11 protein-coding genes and 1 tRNA gene are annotated in these 19,462 nt (G+C 68.6%); 9 read left to right on the top strand and 3 right to left on the bottom strand.

The genetic code is table 11. From position 1 onward, the window contains the following. Positions 1-248: 248 nt before the first annotated feature. On the top strand, positions 249-4,487 hold the full coding sequence (locus EX88_RS27225) for an autotransporter domain-containing protein (protein ID WP_031373775.1): 4,239 nt from the start codon (positions 249-251) through the stop codon (positions 4,485-4,487). Between the two features lie 533 nt (positions 4,488-5,020). Here the strand turns inward: EX88_RS27225 and parC are convergent. Further along, positions 5,021-7,264 (bottom strand): DNA topoisomerase IV subunit A, encoded by a 2,244-nt coding sequence (gene parC, locus EX88_RS0120120; protein WP_031373774.1) that lies wholly within the window; start codon positions 7,262-7,264, stop codon positions 5,021-5,023. A gap of 182 nt (positions 7,265-7,446) precedes the next feature. Between parC and EX88_RS0120115 the strand changes: the two genes are divergently transcribed. The 5 genes from EX88_RS0120115 (at position 7,447) to EX88_RS0120095 (ending at position 15,133) form a co-directional block, all read left to right on the top strand. After that, a complete protein-coding gene (locus tag EX88_RS0120115; RefSeq protein ID WP_081931280.1) occupies positions 7,447-8,271 on the top strand; it encodes a glutaminyl-peptide cyclotransferase in 825 nt (274 codons plus the stop codon). Between the two features lie 353 nt (positions 8,272-8,624). Further along, complete coding sequence (locus tag EX88_RS0120110; protein WP_051885355.1) at positions 8,625-9,824, top strand: efflux RND transporter periplasmic adaptor subunit; 1,200 nt, start codon at positions 8,625-8,627, stop codon at positions 9,822-9,824. Beyond that, complete coding sequence (locus EX88_RS0120105; protein WP_051885354.1) at positions 9,821-12,967, top strand: multidrug efflux RND transporter permease subunit; 3,147 nt, start codon at positions 9,821-9,823, stop codon at positions 12,965-12,967. Before EX88_RS0120110 ends, EX88_RS0120105 begins: the two co-directional genes overlap by 4 nt. A 49-nt stretch (positions 12,968-13,016) precedes the next feature. Beyond that, the gene (locus tag EX88_RS0120100; RefSeq protein ID WP_031373770.1) at positions 13,017-13,733 is read left to right on the top strand and encodes a heavy metal response regulator transcription factor; all 717 of its coding nucleotides are present in this window, start codon (positions 13,017-13,019) and stop codon (positions 13,731-13,733) included. Beyond that, the gene (locus EX88_RS0120095) at positions 13,730-15,133 is read left to right on the top strand and encodes a heavy metal sensor histidine kinase (RefSeq protein ID WP_031373769.1); all 1,404 of its coding nucleotides are present in this window, start codon (positions 13,730-13,732) and stop codon (positions 15,131-15,133) included. Before EX88_RS0120100 ends, EX88_RS0120095 begins: the two co-directional genes overlap by 4 nt. A gap of 350 nt (positions 15,134-15,483) precedes the next feature. On the opposite strand, the gene rnk is transcribed toward EX88_RS0120095, so the two are convergent. Next, on the bottom strand, positions 15,484-15,921 hold the full coding sequence (gene rnk, locus EX88_RS0120090) for a nucleoside diphosphate kinase regulator (protein WP_051885353.1): 438 nt from the start codon (positions 15,919-15,921) through the stop codon (positions 15,484-15,486). 407 nt (positions 15,922-16,328) lie between these two features. Between rnk and EX88_RS0120085 the strand changes: the two genes are divergently transcribed. The 3 genes from EX88_RS0120085 (at position 16,329) to idi (ending at position 18,127) form a co-directional block, all read left to right on the top strand. After that, positions 16,329-16,413, top strand: a tRNA-Leu gene (locus EX88_RS0120085). Between the two features lie 604 nt (positions 16,414-17,017). Continuing rightward, the gene (locus EX88_RS0120080) at positions 17,018-17,359 is read left to right on the top strand and encodes a hypothetical protein (RefSeq protein ID WP_031373767.1); all 342 of its coding nucleotides are present in this window, start codon (positions 17,018-17,020) and stop codon (positions 17,357-17,359) included. Positions 17,360-17,587: 228 nt separating this feature from the next. After that, the gene (gene idi, locus EX88_RS0120075; protein WP_031373766.1) at positions 17,588-18,127 is read left to right on the top strand and encodes an isopentenyl-diphosphate Delta-isomerase; all 540 of its coding nucleotides are present in this window, start codon (positions 17,588-17,590) and stop codon (positions 18,125-18,127) included. Between the two features lie 39 nt (positions 18,128-18,166). Here idi and pip read toward each other — a convergent pair whose 3' ends face one another. After that, a complete protein-coding gene (gene pip, locus EX88_RS0120070) occupies positions 18,167-19,120 on the bottom strand; it encodes a prolyl aminopeptidase (RefSeq protein ID WP_031373765.1) in 954 nt (317 codons plus the stop codon). Between the last annotated feature and the right edge of the window lie 342 nt (positions 19,121-19,462).

Below are 19,462 nucleotides of genomic sequence, written 5' to 3'. Positions count from 1 at the left end.
TGTCCGCAAACGGGCTCGTTCCGCGTTAACTGTTTCCAACGAAGCGCCTCAGGGAGGGGCGCTTGTGTTCCGGGTACCGGTTTCGACCGGACGCTCGTCGGGCCTTGGGGTAGGCCGCGAGCGCATAGGCCCAGGACTTTTTGCAGGGGAGCACTCGCGTTCGTGGCGCACAGGCCGTGCGCGCGATCGCGTGTGCGAGGGTTTCGTGCAACCGCGATGCGGTTCGCCTAGGGGGCGAGATGATGCTTATGAAGACGTTGCGATTCCGTGCGGGCGCGACCACGCGCCTGTGTCTCGATCCGGCCCTGCGCGCGGCTCGCGGCGCCATGGTCCGGCTGAGCGGCCTGCTGTTGCTGGCGGGGCTCGGCATTACCGGTACGGCGCAAGCGCAAAGTTGCGGTGTCGGCGAAACGCCGGCGGCGTTCGGTTTCACCGGCGGCGAGCAGACCCTCACCGTGCCGGCCGGCGTGCATTCGCTGACCGTCTACCTCAGCGGCGCCCAGGGCGGCGCCGGTCGCAGCGGCGCCGGCACCATCGGCGGCAGCCCGAACTCACCCGGTGGCACCGGCGGCCTGGGTGGGCGGGTGCGCGGCACCCTGGCGGTCACGCCCGGCGCGACCTTGTCGATCTGGGTCGGCGGGCAGGGCTCGCAGGCGGTCAATCCCGGCGGCATCGGCGAGGGCGTCGACGGCATCGGCGGCGGCGCCACCGACCTGCGCGTCGGCGGCAACGGCATCGGCAACCGCGTCGGCATCGCCGGCGGCGGCGGTGGCGGCGGTAACGCCGGCTGGAGCACCGCGAACGTCATCGCGGGCGGTGCCGGCGGTGTCGGCGGCGGCGGCACGGGCGGCGCAGGCGCGGACGTGCCGGGCGGCCCCGGCCCCTACGGCGGCGGTGGCGGAGCGGTCGGCACCGGCGGTGCGGGCGGCGGTGGCTGCGGCAGCTTTCCGGCCACTGCCGGCAACGCGGCCAATGGCAACGGCGGCGACGCCTTCAACTTCTCCGGTTCCTTCAGCGGTGCCGGCTTCGGCGGCGGCGGCGGCGGCGGTGCCACGGTCGGTGCCGGCGGCGGCGGTGCCGGCGTCGGTACCGTCACTTGCCAGCAGAACTGGAACGGCGGCGGTGGCGGCGGTGCGGGCGGCAGCTCGGGCGCGACCGGCCTGAGCGCCGTCACCATCAACAACGGCGTGCAAGCCGGCAACGGCGCGGCCTTGGTCTGCTTCGCCCCGACCCAATTCGCGGTCGGCGGTTCGGCCAGCGGCCAGACCGGCCCGGTCACCCTGCAACTCGCCGCGACCAATCCGGTCAGCTCGCAGCAGGTGGTGGTGGCGCAGGCCGCCAGCAGCTTCGTCTTCGCCACACGCCTGCCACAGGGCGCGAACTGGAACGTCAGCGTGCTCAGCAATCCCGCCGGCCAGCTGTGCAGCGTCGCGCCGTCCAGCGGTGCGGCGATCGCCGCCGACGTGACCAACCTCGTGCTGAGCTGCGTCACGGTGGCGGTGACGGTCAATCCGGCCACCTTGCCCAATGGCGCGCTCGCGACCGCGTATTCGCAGACCCTCAGCGCCACCAGCGGCAACGGCGGCGTCGCTCCGTATACCTTCGCGGTCACCGCCGGCGCCTTGCCGCCGGGCCTGGCCCTGTCGAACGGCGGTGCGTTGTCGGGCACCCCGACCGCCGCGGGTTCGTTCAATTTCACCGTGCAGGCGACTTCGAGCAACGGTTTCAGCGGCACGCGCGCCTACACCCTGGTGATCGCGCAGGGGAGCCAGGCGATCACCGCCTTCGCCGCCAATCCGGCCTCGCCGGTGTACGCGCCGGGCGGCAACTTCACCGTCTCGGCCACCGGTGGCGCATCGGGTAACCCGGTCGTCTTCGCCAGCACCACGCTTGCGGTCTGTACCGTCGCCGGCAATACGGTGACGACGGTGGCGGCAGGCAACTGCGCGCTCACCGCCGATCAGGCCGGCAATGCCAACTACACGGCCGCGCCGCAGGCGACGCTTGCGGTGACCATCGGTCCTGCCAGCCAGGCCATCAGCGCGTTCGCGGCCAATCCCGCCGCACCGGTGTACTCGCCGGGCGGCAGCTTCACCGTGTCGGCGACCGGTGGCGCCTCGGGTAACCCGGTGGTGTTCGCCGGCACCACGCCGGCGGTCTGCACGGTCAGCGGCAACACGGTGACGATCGTCAGCGCGGGCAATTGCTCGCTGACCGCCGACCAGGCCGGCAACGCCAACTACAGCGCCGCGCCGCAGGCCTCGCTGGTCGTCGCGATCGGTGTCGCCACTCAATCGATCAGCAACTTCGCTGCCAATCCGGCCGCGCCGGTGTACGCGCCGGGCGGCAGCTTCACGGTCTCGGCGACGCCGGGCCTGTCGAGCAGCCCGGTGGTGTTCGGCAGCGTCACGCCGAGCGTGTGCACGGTCGCCGGCAGCACGGTGTCGATGCTGAGCGCGGGTACCTGTTCGCTCACCGCCGATCAGGCCGGCGACAGCAATTACAGCGCTTCGCCGCAGGTCAGCTTGAATGTGGCCATCGCCCTCGCGGCCCAGGCGATCACCGATTTCGCGGCCAACCCGGCGGCGCCGGTGTTCGCGGCCGGCGGCAGCTTCGCGGTCTCGGCCACGCCGGGTGCCTCGACCAGCCCGGTCGTGTTTGCCAGCACTACGAGTTCGGTGTGTACGGTCAGCGGCAGCACCGTGACGATGTTGAGCGCGGGCACCTGTTCGCTGACGGCCGACCAGGCCGCCGACGGCAACTACAGCGCCGCGCCGCAACTGACGCTGGACGTGACCATCGGCGCGGCCGCTCAGGCCATCACCGCTTTCAGCGCGAATCCGGCAGCGCCGGTGTACACGCCGGGCGGCAGCTTCACGGTGTCGGCCAGCGGCGGAGCCTCGGGTAATCCGGTGGTGTTCGCCAGCACTTCGCCGGCGATCTGCACCGTCAGCGGCAATACGGTCAGCACGCTGGGATCGGGCACGTGTTCGCTCACCGCCGACCAGGCCGGCAACGCCAACTACACCGCCGCGCCGCAAGTCGCCTTGCAAGTGATCATCGCCGGCGCCACGCCGAACCTGGCCTGGATCGGCGACCTCGCCAAGACCGTCGGCGAGGCGGCCTTCGATCTGCCCGACCCGAGCAGCAACAGCAACGGCGCCTTCAGCTTCAGCAGCGCCAATACGGCGGTGGCGACGGTCAGCGGACGCAGGGTGACGATCGTCGGTGCCGGCGTGGCGACCCTGGTCGCGACCCAGGCGGCCAGCGGCAGTTACCTGCAGGCTTCGATCGATGCCACCTTGACGGTGACCGGCCGACCCGACCCGACCCGCGATCCCAGCGTGGTCGGTGGCTTGCAAGCGCAAGTCGACGCCAGCGTGCGCTTCGCTTCGGCGCAGCAGTCCAACATCCACGACCGCCTGCGCCAGCAGCGCTTCGCCGGCGCCAACCGTTCCAGCAACGACATGGCCCTCAACCTGAGCAGCCGCTCGGGCGGGGCGATGTCGCTGACCGCCGGCCAAGTGATGTCGATCGATCCGGTGCGCCTGCCGGAAGGCTGGGGCCTGTGGACGGCCGGCAGCATCACGAATGGTCAGCGCGAACGCAACGCGCGCAGCGACGGTTTCGACTTCCAGAGCGACGGCCTCACCGTCGGTGCCGACTGGCGCATCGGCGAGCGCTTCCTGCTCGGCGTCGCCGGCGGTTTCGGCTGGAACGACACCGACCTGGACGACGGCCGCTCGAAGCTCGATGCCGAGCAGCGCGCGTTGTCGCTGTACGGCCTGTGGCGCCCGAGCGAACGCTGGTTCGTCGACGGCATCCTCGGTTGGGGCCGCCTCGATTTCGACATCCGCCGCTACAGTGCGACGGCCGGTGCCACCGCTTCGGCCGAGCGAGAAGGCGACCAGGTGTTCGGTTCGCTCACCGCCGGTTACGAACACGGCGGCGGCAACGGCATGATGCTGACCGGTTACGGCCGCCTCGACAGCAGCCGCACCAAGCTCGACGGCTATCGCGAGACCGGGCTGGGCATCTACGACCTGAGCTACGGCTCGCAGACCGTCGAGAACAGCGGTGCATCGCTGGGCGTGGAAGGCAGCCTGCCGATCGTGACCGCACGCGGCAACATCTTCCGTCCGTACTGGTTGCTCGAATACCGCGAGTCGATCGACAACCGCAGCGACGTCAACCTCAACTACGTGATCATGCCGGTCGCCAACGACTACGTGCTGGGCCTGCGCAGCTACGGCGACAACGCGTTGAGCTACGGCGCAGGCATGGACATGACCTTCTCCAGAGGTTGGAAGCTGTCGCTGCTGATGCGTCGCCAGCACGGCAGCGGCCAGGACCCGAGCACCAGCTTCGGCCTGCTGCTGTCGTTCTCGCCGGGCCTGCAGTCGGGTGCGGCGATGATGGCCCCGAGCGCGCAGGACGTGGCGATGGAGACGGAGGCGGCCACGAAGACGCCGGAGACCGGGCGCTGAGTGGGCGCTGTTGAGTCGCGGTTGGCCGGCTGCAAAGCGCAACCGCGAAGTTGATTGAAACGATGCACTCAGAACGCTCCGGGCTCGCACCCGGAGCGTTCTGCTTTTCGGGTAACCGAAGTAATTTTCGCAAGCGTAGTCAGCCGAAGCCGCAGGGAAGCGGCTGCTTTATGGCGATGTCCGATTGCGTCCTGGCTCCGGACACCGGCTTGGTATTTCGCCGCTTCGACTGTCGCGGCTTGCGCCGCTCCTACCCAAGAGCGTATCGCCGCAATCGGGTAGGAGCGGCGCGAGCCGCGACCAATCGAAGTAATTTTCGCAAGCGTAGTCAGCCGAAGCTGCAGGGAAGCGGCTGCTTTACAGCGATGTCCGATTGCGTCCTGACTTCGGTTGCTGGCGTGGTATTGCACCGCTTCGGCTGTCGCGGCTTGCGCCGCTCCTACCCAAGAGCGTATCGCCGCCACCGGACTCATAACGACAACGCCCCGCTCGAAGCGGGGCGTTGTCGTATTTGCGACGGGGCCTGCGGAGGCTTACTCCACCGACAAGCCTTCGACCTTCTGCCAGCCGCGCGGCAACAGGCCGCCGCGGGTGGCGCGGGCGCCGAGGTAGGGCTCCAGGTCTTTCCAGGACAGGCTCATGGTGCGCGCGCCCGACTTGACGGTCAGGGTGCCGCCCGGGGCCACCACGGCGACGGCGATCACGCGTTCGGTGCCGAGCTTGGCCTTGGGGATGTCGATGATCTTGTTGCCCTTGCCCTTGTCGAGCTCAGGCAGCTCCGACACCGGGAAGGCGAGCAGATGGCCGACGTTGGTGACCGCGACCACGCGATCCTGCTCGACATCGCCGACCTGCGCCGGTTGCAGCACCTTCGCATTCGGGGTCAGCGACAGCATCGCCTTGCCCGCCTTGTTGCGGCCGGTCAGGTTCTCGAAGCGGGTCACGAAGCCATAGCCATGACTGCTGGCGAGAACGAAGCGCTGATCGTTGTCGCCAGCCGCCAGGGTCTGGAACGACGCGCCCGGTGCCGGCGAGAAACGGCCGGTCAAGGGTTCGCCGTTGCCGCGCGCCGAGGGCAGGCCGTGGATCAGGGTCGAGTAGGAACGGCCGGTCGAATCCAGGAACGCGACCTGCTGGGTGCTGCGTCCGCGCGCCGCGCCGAGCAGGCCGTCGCCGTCGCGATAGCTGAGCGTGGCGGCGTCGATCTCGTGGCCCTTGGCCGCGCGCACCCAGCCCTTTTCGCTGATGACCACGGTCATCGGCTCGCTGGCGACCAGCTCGGTTTCCGACAAGGCCTGGGCGGCGTTGCGCGAGACCAGCGGCGAACGGCGCGCGTCGCCGAACTTCTTGGCGTCGGCCAGCAACTCGTCCTTGATCAGCTTCTTCAGCTTGGCCTTGCTGCCGAGGGTGGCGATCAGCTGTTCGCGCTCGGCGGCCAGTTCGTCCTGCTCGCCGCGGATCTTCATTTCTTCCAGGCGCGCGAGTTGGCGCAGCCGGGTTTCCATGATGTAGTCGGTCTGCTCTTCGCTGAGGTCGAAACGCTTCATCAGCACCGGACGCGGTTCGTCCTCGCTGCGGATGATGCGGATCACTTCGTCGAGATTGAGGAACGCGACCAGCAAGCCTTCCAACAAGTGCAGGCGGCGCTCGACCTTTTCCAGGCGGTGGGTCAGGCGGCGGGTGACGGTGTCGGTGCGGAAGCTCAGCCACTCGCTCAGGAAGGCCTTGAGCCCCTTGACCTGCGGCCGGCCGTCCAGGCCGATCACATTCATGTTGATCCGGTAGCTCTTCTCCATGTCCGTTGTCGCGAACAGGTGGCCCATGAGCTGTTCGACGTCGACACGGTTGGAGCGCGGCACCAGCACGATGCGGGTCGGGTTGGCGTGGTCGGACTCGTCGCGGATGTCTTCCAGCCAGGGCAGCTTCTTGGCCCGCATCTGGGTCGCGATCTGTTCGATGACCTTGCCCGGCGAGGCCTGGTAGGGCAGCGCGGTGACGACGATGTTCGGGCCGTCCTTCTCGAAGATGGCGCGCGCGCGCACGCTGCCCAGGCCGGTCTCGTACATCGCCAGCAGGTCGCTGCGCGAGGTGATGATCTCGGCCGGGGTCGGATAGTCCGGGCCCAGCACGTGTTCGCACAGGTCGCGGGTGGTGGCGTCGGGGTCGTCGAGCAGGCGCACGCAGGCGCTGACGATCTCGTTGAGGTTGTGCGGCGGCACGTCGGTGGCCATGCCGACCGCGATGCCGGTGGTGCCGTTGAGCAGCAGGTGCGGCAGGCGCGCCGGCATCCAGGTCGGTTCTTCCAGGGTGCCGTCGAAGTTCGGGGTCCAGTCGACCGTGCCCTGGCCGAGCTCGCCGAGCAGCACTTCGGCGATCGGGGTCAGCTTGGATTCGGTGTAGCGCATCGCCGCGAACGACTTGGGATCGTCGCTGGAACCGAAGTTGCCCTGGCCCTCGACCAGCGGATAGCGGTACGAGAACGGCTGCGCCATCAGCACCATCGCCTCGTAACAGGCGCTGTCGCCGTGCGGGTGGTACTTACCGATCACGTCGCCGACGGTGCGCGCGGATTTCTTCGGCTTGGCCCCGGCGTTGAGGCCGAGTTCGCTCATCGAGTAGATGATGCGGCGCTGGACCGGCTTGAGGCCGTCGCCCAGGAAGGGCAGGGCGCGGTCCAGGACCACGTACATCGAGTAGTCGAGGTAGGCGCGCTCGGCGTACTCGCGCAGGGGAATCTGTTCGAAGCCGTGGAAAACCGGACGTACGGGATCAGTCATGGAACCTTTGAGGCGGGGTAGGGCTGAGCCGGGATTCTAACCGGGGACGGCTGGGCGGATGTGGACGGGGTATCGTGGACGGGGCGTGGACCGGCGCGGGCGTCGTGCGGCAGCCGTGCGGCAGCCGGTTCGGGCGCGAGGCGGTATTCTCGGCATCCGCGATCGCCCACGTTGAGACTGCCATGCCCTTGCGCGCACGCCTTCCCGCCTCGCTGATCCCTTGCCTGGCCTTGATCGGGGCGAGTGTGCTGCCGGTGGCGACGGCCCAGGCGCCGGGGCGTGAAGTGCCGGTGTATTCCTACCGGGTGGTCGCGCGCTATCCGCACGATGCCGGCGCGTTCACCCAGGGCTTGATCTTCAAGGACGGTTTCCTGTACGAGAGCACCGGCATGTACGGGCGCTCGTCGGTGCGCAAGGTCCGCCTGGCCGACGGCAAGGTGCTGGAGAAGACCGATCTGCCGGCCTCGGTGTTCGGCGAAGGCCTGACCGACCGCGGCCAGCAGTTGCTGGTGCTGACCTGGACCACGCAGACCGGCTACATCGTCAAGCTGCCGGGGCTCGCGGTGACCGGCAACTTCGCCTATCCGGGCGAGGGCTGGGGCCTGGCGCGCTCGGCCGACACGATCTACATGAGCGACGGCACCGCGCAGATCCGTTTGCTCGATCCGAAGTCGCTGCGCGAGCGCTCGCGCATCCGGGTGACCTTCAACGGCAAGCCGCTGCCGCAGCTCAACGAACTGGAATGGGTCGACGGCGAGCTGTTCGCCAACGTCTGGATGACCGACAGCATCGTCCGCATCGACCCGAACAGCGGCCGGGTCGTCGGTCGCATCGACCTGGGCGGCCTGCTCGCGCGCCACGGCACCCGCAGCCGCGGCGCCGACGTACTCAACGGCATCGCTTACGACGGCGCGCGCAAGCGTCTGTTCGTGACCGGCAAGTTGTGGCCGGATCTGTTCGAGATCGAACTGGTGCCGCCGGCGCCGCGCGCGGTCAAGCCGCGCTGAGCAAACGGCCCAGCCAAACCGCGCCGTTCGAACCGCACAGATCAAGCCACATAGAGCGGGATCTGGCCGCCTGTATCGCTGGAGCCTGCGTGCCCTTGCGGCGCCGCATTGTGCTGCGTGCGTCCAACCATCGCGATCGTGCGACGCGACCGTGCCGATAGGCACTGTCGTCGAACGCATCGATATGAAGCAGGCCGGCGATAACCGCGCCAGCTGACGAATTTGTCAGCCAAGCGACAGCTTGCTGTCCGTGGCCGCCGCCTAGAGTCGTCGCACGGTCTGCTTTCCTCCCCTCGCGGGCCGTCGCGGCGCGCTCCGGTGCGCCGCTCCATCGACCCGCCACGGATGCCGCCATGTCGCCCACGCCCGTCTCCACGCTTTCGCCCCGCGCCCGCAAGACCGTTTTCGCCGCCGCTGTATCGCTCGCGGTCGTCGCCGGAGGGCTGGCCTGGGGCGCTTTCGGCAGCCGCGGCGCGCCGCCGCCGGCGCCACCGCCGCCGGTTCCGGTGACGACGATGCGGGTCGAGCGCCGCGACGTGCCGCATTGGCAGGAAACCATCGGCACGGTGACCTCCCTGCAGAGCACGGTGCTGCGCCCGCAGGTCGATGGCGTGCTGACCCAGGTGCTGTTCCGCGAAGGCCAGCAGGTCAAGCGCGGGCAGTTGCTCGCGCGCATCGACGACCGCAGCATCGCCGCGAATCTCGACGGCGCCCAGGCCGCATTGGCGCGCGATGCGGCGCAACTGCGCGCGGCGAAATCCGACCTCGACCGGTTCCGCCAGTTGTCCGGCAGCCAGTTGATCGCCCGCCAGATGCTGGAACAGCAGGCCGCTTCGGTGCAGCAGTTGCAGGCCACCGCGCAGGCCAACCAGGCGGCGATCGACGCCACTCGCGTGCAACTGTCGCATACCCGAATCTTGTCGCCGATCGACGGCCGCGTCGGCCTGCGCCGCGTCGATCCGGGCAATGTGGTGCGCGCCGGCGACGACGACGGCCTGGTCACGGTGCAGCAGGTCGATCCGATCTCGGTGATGTTCACCCTGCCGCAGGACCAATTGCCGGGCCTGCGCCAAGCCCAGGCCGCCGGCGCGGTCGAGGTGCAGGCGCTCGACCGCGACGCCGGCGTGGTGCTGGCGCAAGGCGAGTTGAGCGTGATCGACAACCAGATCGACGACGCCACCGGCACCGTGCGCATCCGCGCGGTGTTCAAGAATTCGCAGGACCGCCTGTGGCCCGGGCAATTGGTCAGCGTGCGCGTGCGCACCGGCACCAGCGCGGCCGCGACCGTGGTCGCCAGCGAAGCGGTGCAGCGCGGCGCCGACGACCACTTCGTCTACCGCCTCGAGGCCGGCAACAAGGTCGCGCTGGTTCCGGTGCGGATCGAGTACCAGGACGACAAACTCGCCGTGGTCAGCGGACTGCAGGCCGGCGACGTGGTGGTGCGCGACGGCCAGTCGCGACTCAAACCCGGCATGACCGTGGCGCCGACCGCGCCGACCGTACGCGCCGCGCCGGGCAACGCCGTGGCGGCGCGCGTGGCGGGGGCGCCGTGAGCGGTCGCGTCTCGATTTCCGGCTGGTTCGTTCGCCATCCGGTCGCGACCACGCTGCTGACCGCAGCGGTGCTGTTGCTCGGCTTGTTCGCCTTGCCGCGGCTGCCGGTGGCGCCGTTGCCGCAGGCCGAGTTCCCGACCATCCGCATCGATGCTTCGCTGCCCGGCGCCAGTGCCGAGACCATGGCCTCGGCGGTGGCGACGCCGCTGGAGACGCAGCTGACCGCGGTGCCGGGCATCAGCGAGATGACCTCGACCAGCGCCCTGGGCAGCACCTCGATCACCTTGCAGTTCGTGCTCGACAAGAGCATCGACACCGCCGCCCAGGAAGTGCAGGCGGCGATCAACAACGTTTCCGGGCGCCTGCCGCGCGACATGCCGAGCCTGCCGCGCTGGACCAAGATCAACCCCGCCGACAGCCCGATCCTGATCCTGAGCATGCATTCGCCGCTGATGCCGCTGACCGAGCTCAGCGACCTCGCCGAGACCCGCTTCGCGCGCAGCCTGAGCCAGATCGACGGCGTGTCGGAAGTCTTCGTCGCCGGCCAGGTGCGGCCGGCGATGCGCATCCAGGCCGCGCCCGAGCGCCTGGCCGCGATCGGCCTGACCCTGGCCGACCTGCGCAACGTCGCCCAGAGCGCCAGCGTCAACCAGGCCAAGGGCGCGGTGATCGGCGCGCGGCGCATGTCGACCCTGGAAACCAACGACCAGTTGTTCAAGGCCGAGGACTACGAGCGCCTGGTCGTGACCTATCGCAACGGCGCGCCAGTGCGGCTGGGCGACGTCGCCCGCATCAGTTTCGGCGGCGAGAACGATTACGTACGCGCTTGGCCGAACGGCAAGGACGGGGTGATGCTGGTGGTGTTTCGCCAGCCCGGCGCCAACATCATCAAGACCACCGACGCGGTGCTCGAAGCGTTGCCGCGGTTGCGCGCCAATCTGCCGGCCAGCGTCGAGGTCGAGGTCTTCAACGACCGCACCCGCACCATTCGCGCCTCCCTGCACGACGTCGAGCTGACCCTGGTCCTGACCGTGCTGCTGGTGGTCGTGGTAATGGGCCTGTTCCTGCGCGAACTGTCCGCCACTCTGATCGTCGGCGCGGTGCTGGTGGTGGCCCTGGTGGCCACGTTCGCGGCGATGTACGCCCTGGGTTTCACTCTCAACAACCTCACCTTGGTGGCGCTGGTGATCGCCGTGGGTTTCGTGGTCGACGACGCCATCGTCGTGGTCGAGAACATCCATCGTCATCGCGAAGCCGGCATGCCGATGCTGCAGGCGGCGCTGCAGGGCGCCAGCGAGATCGGCTTCACCGTGGTGACCATCGGCGTGTCGCTGATCGCCGCCTTCATCCCCTTGTTGTTCATGGGCGGCGTGGTCGGGCGCCTGTTCGCCGAGTTCGCGCTGACCGTGACCGTGGCGATCGCGATTTCGATCGTGGCGTCGTTGACGCTCGCGCCGATGCTGGCCTCGCGCTTCATGCGCAAGTCCTCCGGCCATGCCGATGCCGCCGGCACCTGGTCGGGACGGTTGCTCGCCGGCTACGACCGCAGCCTGCAATGGGCGCTGGCCCATCAACGCCTGATGCTCGCCGGTTTCGGCCTGACCGTGGTGATCGCGGTCGCTTCCTATGCGCTGATCCCGAAGGGCTTCTTTCCGTCGCAGGACACCGCCTTCGTGTTCGCCACCACCGAAGCTGCGCAGGACATTTCCTACGAGGACATGGTCGCCAAGCACAAGCAACTGGCGCAGCTCGCCGCCGAAGACCCGGCCCTGCAGAGCTGGGGCCATTCGGTCGGCGCCACGGCCGGCAGTTCGACCATGTCCAACGGCCGGTTCTGGTTCGTGCTCAAGGACCGCGGCGATCGCGACGTGTCCGCCGACGAGTTCATCGACCGCATGCGCGGCAAGCTGTCGCAGGTGCCGGGCATCACGATCTTCATGCGCTCGGCGCAGGACATCAACATCGGCGCCGGGCCCTCGCGCACCCAATACCTGTACGCCCTGCGCGGCGCCGACAGCGCCGAACTGGGGCTGTGGGCCGATCGCCTGACCCAGCGCCTGGCGACATTGCCGGAGCTGCGCGATGTGTCCAACGACCAGAAGATCGGCGCCAGCATCGTGCGCCTGGCGATCGACCGCACCGCCGCGGCGCGTTTCGGCCTGAGCGCCCAGGACATCGACAATGCGCTGTACGACGCCTACGGCCAGCGCCAGATCAACGAGTTCCAGACCGAGACCAACCAATACCGGGTGATTCTCGAAATCGACCCGCGCATGCGCGGCAGCATCGACAGCCTGGCTTACTTCCATCTGCGTTCGGCCACCACCGGGCAGATGGTGCCGTTGTCGGCGGTGGCGCGGGTCGAGCCGCCCGGCAACGGGCCCTTGTCGATCAGCCACAACGGCCTGTCGCCGGCGGTCAACATCTCGTTCAACCTCGCCGCCGGCGTCGCCCTCGGCGATGCGGTCGCCGCACTCGACCGGGCCAAGGCGGAGATCGGCATGCCGAGCAGCGTCAGCGGCAATTTCCAGGGCTCGGCGCAGGCCTTCCAGGACTCGCTGGCGACCCAGCCGCTGCTGATCCTGGCCGCCTTGCTCGCGGTCTACATCATCCTCGGCGTGCTCTACGAGAGCTTCGTCCACCCGCTGACGATCCTGTCGACTCTGCCGTCGGCCGGCATCGGCGCGGTCTTGCTGCTGTGGGTGTGGCGCCTGGATTTCTCGATCATGGCCCTGATCGGCATTGTGTTGCTGATCGGCATCGTCAAGAAGAACGGCATTTTGCTGGTCGACTTCGCGCTGGATGCGCAACGTCGGCGCGGCCTGACGCCGACCGCGGCGATCCACGAGGCCTGCCTGACCCGGTTCCGCCCGATCATGATGACCACCCTGGCGGCCTTGCTCGGCGCGATTCCGCTGATGATCGGCTTCGGCACAGGCGCGGAGTTGCGCCAGCCGCTCGGCGTGGCGGTGGTCGGCGGCCTGCTGATCAGCCAGGTCCTGACCCTGTACAGCACGCCGGTGATCTATCTGGCGCTGGACCGGCTGTTCCTGCGCCGTCGCCGCGAGGCGGCGCAGGCGGCCTCGCCCGGGCCGGTCGACCCGGCCCGCTCGGCCGACCCGGCCGCAGCGGCGACGGCCTGAGCGGCGGTACGATGTCGGCCCAGGTATTGCCCGCAAGCTCGGTGTCGCGATGAAGCTGCTGATCGTCGAAGACGAAATCAAGACCGCCGATTACCTGCGCGACGGCCTGGCCGAGCAGGGCTGGGCGGTCGATGTCGCCCGCGACGGCGTGTCCGGCCTGCACCTGGCGCGCGAACTCGATTACGACGTGATCGTGCTCGACGTGATGCTGCCCGGCATGGACGGCTTCGCGGTGCTGCGCGAACTGCGCACGCGCAAGCAGACGCCGGTGATCATGCTGACCGCGCGCGACCGCATCGACGACCGCGTGCATGGCCTCGGCGCCGGCGCCGACGATTACCTGGTCAAGCCGTTCTCTTTCATCGAGTTGTTGGCGCGCTTGCAAGCGCTGGTGCGGCGCGGCCGCCAGCAGGAGCCGACCGAGCTGCAGATCGGCGATCTGTCGATCAACCTGATCGCGCGCCGCGCCCATCGCGACGGCTGCCGCCTGGATCTGACCGGCAAGGAATTCGCCTTGCTGGCCTTGCTGGCGCAACGCCGCGGCCAGATCCTGTCGAAGACGGTGATCGCCGCACAGGTCTGGGACATCAATTTCGACAGCCACACCAACGTGGTCGAGGTCGCGATCAAGCGCCTGCGCACCAAGATCGACGGTCCCTTCCGCGACAAGCTGCTGCACACCGTGCGCGGCATGGGCTATGTGTTGGAGGCGCGCGAGGGCGAGCAGGGCGAAGTCCCGTCGCCGTCGGGGCGGGCCTCGGCATGAGGCCTTTCAGCGACATCTCCATCGCCCAACGCCTCGCGGCGATGTTCGCGCTCGCCGCGCTGTTGGTGTTCACCCTGGTCGGCGTCACCCTGTACCAGGTGCTGGAAAACCAGATCGTGCGTTACCAGCGCGCCGAGCTGGAGACCAAGCTGCGTTCGGTCGCCGGCAGCGTCGCCATGTGCGACACCCGCCAGCGTTGGTACAAGGTGCAGGACAAGGTCGAGAACCTGACCTCCAGCGATCGCAGCATCCGCATCTGGGCCTGGAGCGGCGATGCCGGTTTCCGCATCGGCAGCGGCGAGCCGGAAGTGGACGTGCCGCGCAAGGGCGACCATGGCATGGGCCGCCTGTGGCTGAACGGCCACTCGGCGCCGTACCGCACCCTCAACGAATTGATTCCCGCGCACGGCGAGCGGCCGGCGGTGCGGTTGTGGATCGGCATCGATTCCTGGCCTTACGTGTCGGCCTTGCGCTCGTTCGTGCTGGCGCTGGTGGTGCTCGGCGTGGTCGGCACCGCCGTGGTGGCCTTGCTCGGCCACTGGATCGCGCGGGTCGGCCTGCGGCCCTTGCAGCGTTTGTCGAGCCAGGCGCAGGCCTTGAGCCCGAGCAACCTCTCGCAACGCCTGCAGCCGGCGCAGTTGCCGCCCGAGCTCGGCCATCTGACCGGCGCCTTCAACGGCGCCCTCGACCGGCTCGAAGGCGCCTACACCCGCCTGGATGCGTTCAATGCCGACGTCGCCCACGAACTGCGCACGCCGCTGACCAATCTGATGGGCCAGACCCAGGTCGCGCTGTCGCGGCCGCGCGAAGCCGCCCAGCTCGAGGACGTGCTGCAGTCGAACCTGGAAGAGCTCGAACGCATGCGCTGCATCGTCAACGACATGCTGTTCCTGTCGCGTGCCGACCAGGGCGACATCGCCCTGGATCGGGTCTGCGTGGCGCTCGCCGACGAAGTCGCCAAGACCGGCGAGTTCCTCGAGTACCTGCTCGAAGAAGCCGGCATGCGCCTGCGCATCGACGGCGCCGCCGATGCCTGGATCGACACCGCGCTGTTCCGCCGCGCCATGACCAACCTGCTGCACAACGCGGTGCAGCACGCGACCCCGGGCTCGGAGATCGTGGTCGAACTCGGCAACGGCGGCGAAGGCGCGCGCGTCGCGGTGCGCAACCAGGGCTCCTCGGTGGCCTCCGAGCACCTGGTGCGCATGTTCGATCGTTTCTATCGCGTCGACGCCGCGCGCGAACACCGCGGCGAACGCCATCACGGCCTGGGCCTGTCGATCGTCAAGGCCATCGCGGTCCTGCACGGCGGCGAAGTATTCGCGAACAGCGAAGAGGGTGCGACGACGGTGGGCTTCAACCTCGCCACACCGGCGGCCTGCACCAGCGCTACAGGGTAGGAGCGGCGTCCTGCTGGATTTCCTTCGGTCATAAGCCGCGGCCACACAGTTTCAGATTGCCGTGAACCCATCGATGGGCGTCGCTCGCATCGCTGATTCTCTGCTAGCCGCCGATGTGTCGCAGCTGGCTGCGGTTTCGCGGTCGCGGCTCGCGCCGCTCCTACCCAGGAGCGACGCAGCAAAGGGTAGGAGCGGCGCAAGCCGCGACCACGCGGTTTCAGATCGCCGCGAACGAACCATGGCCGTCGCTCGCGCGGTGGTTCTCTCGTGGCCTTTGCCGGGGGCGTCGTCGCCGTTGGTTTCGCGCTCGCGGCTCGCGCCGCTCCTACCCACGGGCGCGCCCGCGCGACTCAGCGGTGCAGGTCGCCCGCAGCTTCGGGTTGGTAGCGCAGGGCGAGCACGCGCAGTCGTGCGCTGCGGCCGCCGGGCAGGGGCCAGTCGATGCTGGCGCCGACCGACAGGCCGAGCAGGGCGGTGCCGATCGGCGCCAGGATCGAGATGCGTTCGGCGCTGCCGTCGGCGTCGCGCGGATACACCAAGGTGACTTCGCGCTCTTCGCCGCTGCTCTCGTCGAGGAAGCGGATCACCGAATTCATGGTGATGATGTCGGCCGGCATCTGCGCCGGTTCGACGAGGTCGGCGCGGTCGAGTTCGCGGCGCAGGCCGCGGGTGTCGAGAGCGGCGGCGAGCGGCTGTTCCAGCAGGGCTTCGAGCCGGTCGCAGTCCAGGCGCGACAGGGTCAGCGGAGGAGGCAGTCCCGAGGGATGGGGCAGGTGGTTCGGGTTCATTCGTGGATCTCCAAAGCAAGAACGGGCGACGCACGATGCGCCGCCCGCGGTTCAGGATGTTCGCGGACCTTAGCCCGGCGGCGAGGGGGCATCAAGCCGCAGGCGCTGCCCTGCCGCGCCGCTGCGCGGTCCGAGCGCGGCAGGAATCGGATGGAACCGGGCCTCGGTGATGGAGCGCAGCAAGCGGAGCGTTCAGCACCGTTCGCCGGCGCCGACGGCGGCGCGATTGCGTCGGCGCGCGCATGGCGCGGGCCTTGCGCTGCAGTCCTCGCGAGCGCAACGGCTCGGACGCGGCCTTCCCGACCTTGCCTTAAATGCTGGTTGAAATAAGTTGCGACAAAACCGTTGACAGCCGACCCGCCGCAACGCAACATACGCGCCCCGCAGTACTGAACGTGTTGCGGCAGGCCCAGGTGGCGGAATTGGTAGACGCACTAGTTTCAGGTACTAGCGGGTAAAACCGTGGAGGTTCGAGTCCTCTCCTGGGCACCACTACATCGATCATCGCAGTCGGCACCGATGCGACGATCCAACGAAAAACCCCGCCTCGGCGGGGTTTTTTGTTGCCTGCGATTTTTTGCCGGCAACCCCTCGCGGCGACCCGCCGGCCCGGCCGGCGCGGTGCCGCCGCCCCCTTATTCATCCTGCCGCGGCCACCAGGCCTGACCGGTCCGGGCCAGGGCTGCCGTATTTGTCCACATGGGTCGGCGGTCGCGACCGTTCCGGCCGGCCGATCGACGGTTTCGGGCGTTTGGAGGGTCGGGACGGCCTCCGGCGCTGCCGAGACCGGCGCGGGATGGCCGAGCGGTATTCGGTGTGCCGGCGACGGGGCGCCAGGACGTTGGCCCCTGCCAACCGGGCCGTCGTGACCCCTGCGACAAGGCTCGGCGATAGTCTTTGCGGGGGCCGGCCTTTGCCTGGCCCAGGCTCATCGGCTAGTCTTCGCCACGAAGCTCAAGCCGTGAAGGCTGTGGCGGCAAGGGGAAGCGCAGGGCCCCGGGGGCCGATTCGACGGTTTCGACCGCGAATCCAGGCGAGGGGAACGACGCGCCGGTCTGCAATACAGGAAATCGAGTTCACACTAAGGAGAGGTCTCATGAAAAAGCTTTGTCTGTCGATCGTGTTGCTGATGGCGTCCTCGAGCGCCTTCGCCAACGAGTTCATTCCGTACTACGGCAACAACCCCTTCTTGTTCTGCAAGATCGGCGTGCCGCAGGACTGCTGGAGGCCGGTCAATCCCGCCACCGGCGAGTACAAGGTCGTCAACCGCAAGTGCTTCAATCCCTATTCGGCCAACCTGTTCGCACGTGTGTGCAAGCAAGCGTTTCTCGACGGAAAGATGGGTGACGCCGACTTAGGCGGCGAGCCGCCGGCTCCGACCACCGACACCAAGGGCGCCAGCTCCACCAGCCGCGACCCGGCCCGCATCGACAAGTAAGCCGGTCGCGACATCGGTTCGAACGCAGCGGCCCCGCCTTGGCGGGGCCGTTCGCTATGCGGATTCGCAAGCGAGCTGCAGGGGGCGCGGCGGTCGCGCTTCGCAAGCCCGCTCGGCCATTCCCGCGCTGTGCCGATTCGGCCGGTTTCATGCCCCGCCCGTGATTGAGCGCACGACCCCGAACGCAGGGGCTGGCATAGTCGCGCTCATGCAGCGAACGAGAGCGATATGAACGAGATGCTTATCCTGGTCGACGAGCAAGACCAGGCCATCGGCGTCGGCGAGAAGATGCAGGTGCACCGGCAAGGGCTGCTGCACCGCGCGTTCTCGGTGTTCGTGTTCGATGCCCGGGGGCGCTGGCTGCTGCAACGTCGCGCCGACGGCAAATACCACTCCGGCGGTTTGTGGAGCAACAGCTGCTGCGGCCATCCGCGCGAAGGCGAGGCCACCGATGCCGCGGCGCGGCGCCGCTTGCGCGAGGAGATGGGTTTCGAGTGCGAGCTCAGGCACGTGGCCCGCATCACTTATCGTCTCGACGTCTCCGACGGCCTGGTCGAACACGAATGCGACCACGTCTTCGTCGGCCGCTACGACGGCCAGCCGCTGCCCGATCCCGCGGAAGCTTCCGACTGGGCCTGGAAGCCGCTGCCGGAGCTGTGGGATGCCCTGGCCGGACGGCCGCAGGAGTTCAGCCGCTGGCTGCGCCATATCGCCGACCAAACCGGGCGCGCCGAGTTCGAACGCTGGCAAAGCCTGGCGACGCGATAACGCCGCCGGCTTTGCGGTTCTGCTTGCTGCGGTCGAGCCTCAGCCGTAGCGATCGGCCAGCGCGTCGGTCGCGCTCACCAGTACGTCGACGATCGCCGGATCGGCCGCGCTGTGGCCGGCCAGTACCACGCGGAAATCGGCCTCGGGCCAGGCGCAGGCGAGGTCGTAGGCGCTCTTGACCGGGCAAATGATGTCGTAGCGCCCGTGCACGATGGTCGCGGGGATGTGGCGGATACGCTCGACCCCGCGCAGCAACTGGTCCGGTTCCAGGAACACCCGATTGCGGAAGTAGTGGGCCTCGGCGCGCGCGACGCTGATCGCGGCATGCGGCTCCTCGAAATTGCCGACCTCGTCGGGGTCGTGCACCAGCGTGGTGCTGCCGCCTTCCCAATAGCTCCAGGCCTGCGCCGCGGCCAGGCGCACCGCCTCGTCGTCGCTGTCGAGCCGGCGCCAATAGGCCTCGGTCAGGTCCTCGTGTTCGTCCGGCGGAATGTGGTCGAGATAGCGCGTCCACCGTTCCGGGAAGATCCAGCGCGCGCCGCCGTCGAGTTCGTTGAACCAGCGCAGCTCGCCGGTGCTGCCGAGGAAGATGCCGCGCAAGACCAGGCCGAGCGTGCGCTCGGGGTGGGTTTGCGCATAGGCCAGCGCCAGGGTCGAACCCCAGGAGCCGCCGAACACGACCCAGCGCTCGATGCCGAAATGCTCGCGGATCGCTTCGATGTCGGCGACCAGGTGCCAGGTGGTGTTGTCGCGCAGTTCGGCGTGCGGCGTGGAGCGGCCGGAGCCGCGCTGGTCGAACAGCACGATGCGATAGCGCTTGGGATCGAAGAAGCGGCGGTGGTACGGCGAGACGCCGGCGCCGGGACCGCCGTGCAGGAAGATCACCGGCAAGCCGTCGGGGTTGCCGCATTCCTCGATGTGCAGCTCGTGCAGCTCGTCGACCGCGAGGCGATGAGTGCGGTAAGGCTCGATTTCCGGATACAGCTCGCGCACGGACGGTCTCCTGCAGGGAATCATCCGAGCATAGCGCCAGGGTTCCGTGCGCGTCATCAGCCGCGAACCTCGCGCCGCAATTTTGACCGATCCGGCACGGTGTGGCGGTGGGTTGCGCAGCGACCTGCATCTCGGCGCGTGATCGGGGCGTTGTGTTCGCGGCTTCAAAGGGTAGGAGCGGCGTCCTACTGGATATCCTCCGGTTACAAACCGCAACTACGGAGTTTCAATCTCGCGTCGTCGACTGCTGGAGCGTGGGTAGGAGCGACGCAAGTCGCGACCGCGCTCTCGCGGCCTCCGGCGTGTCTCTCAAGCAAGAGCAGAGCTTCCGCCCGCTACGCG

The organism is Lysobacter antibioticus, from assembly GCF_000731095.1.
Lineage (GTDB): Bacteria > Pseudomonadota > Gammaproteobacteria > Xanthomonadales > Xanthomonadaceae > Lysobacter > Lysobacter antibioticus_B.
This window is presented reverse-complemented; position numbering and strand designations above follow the sequence as displayed.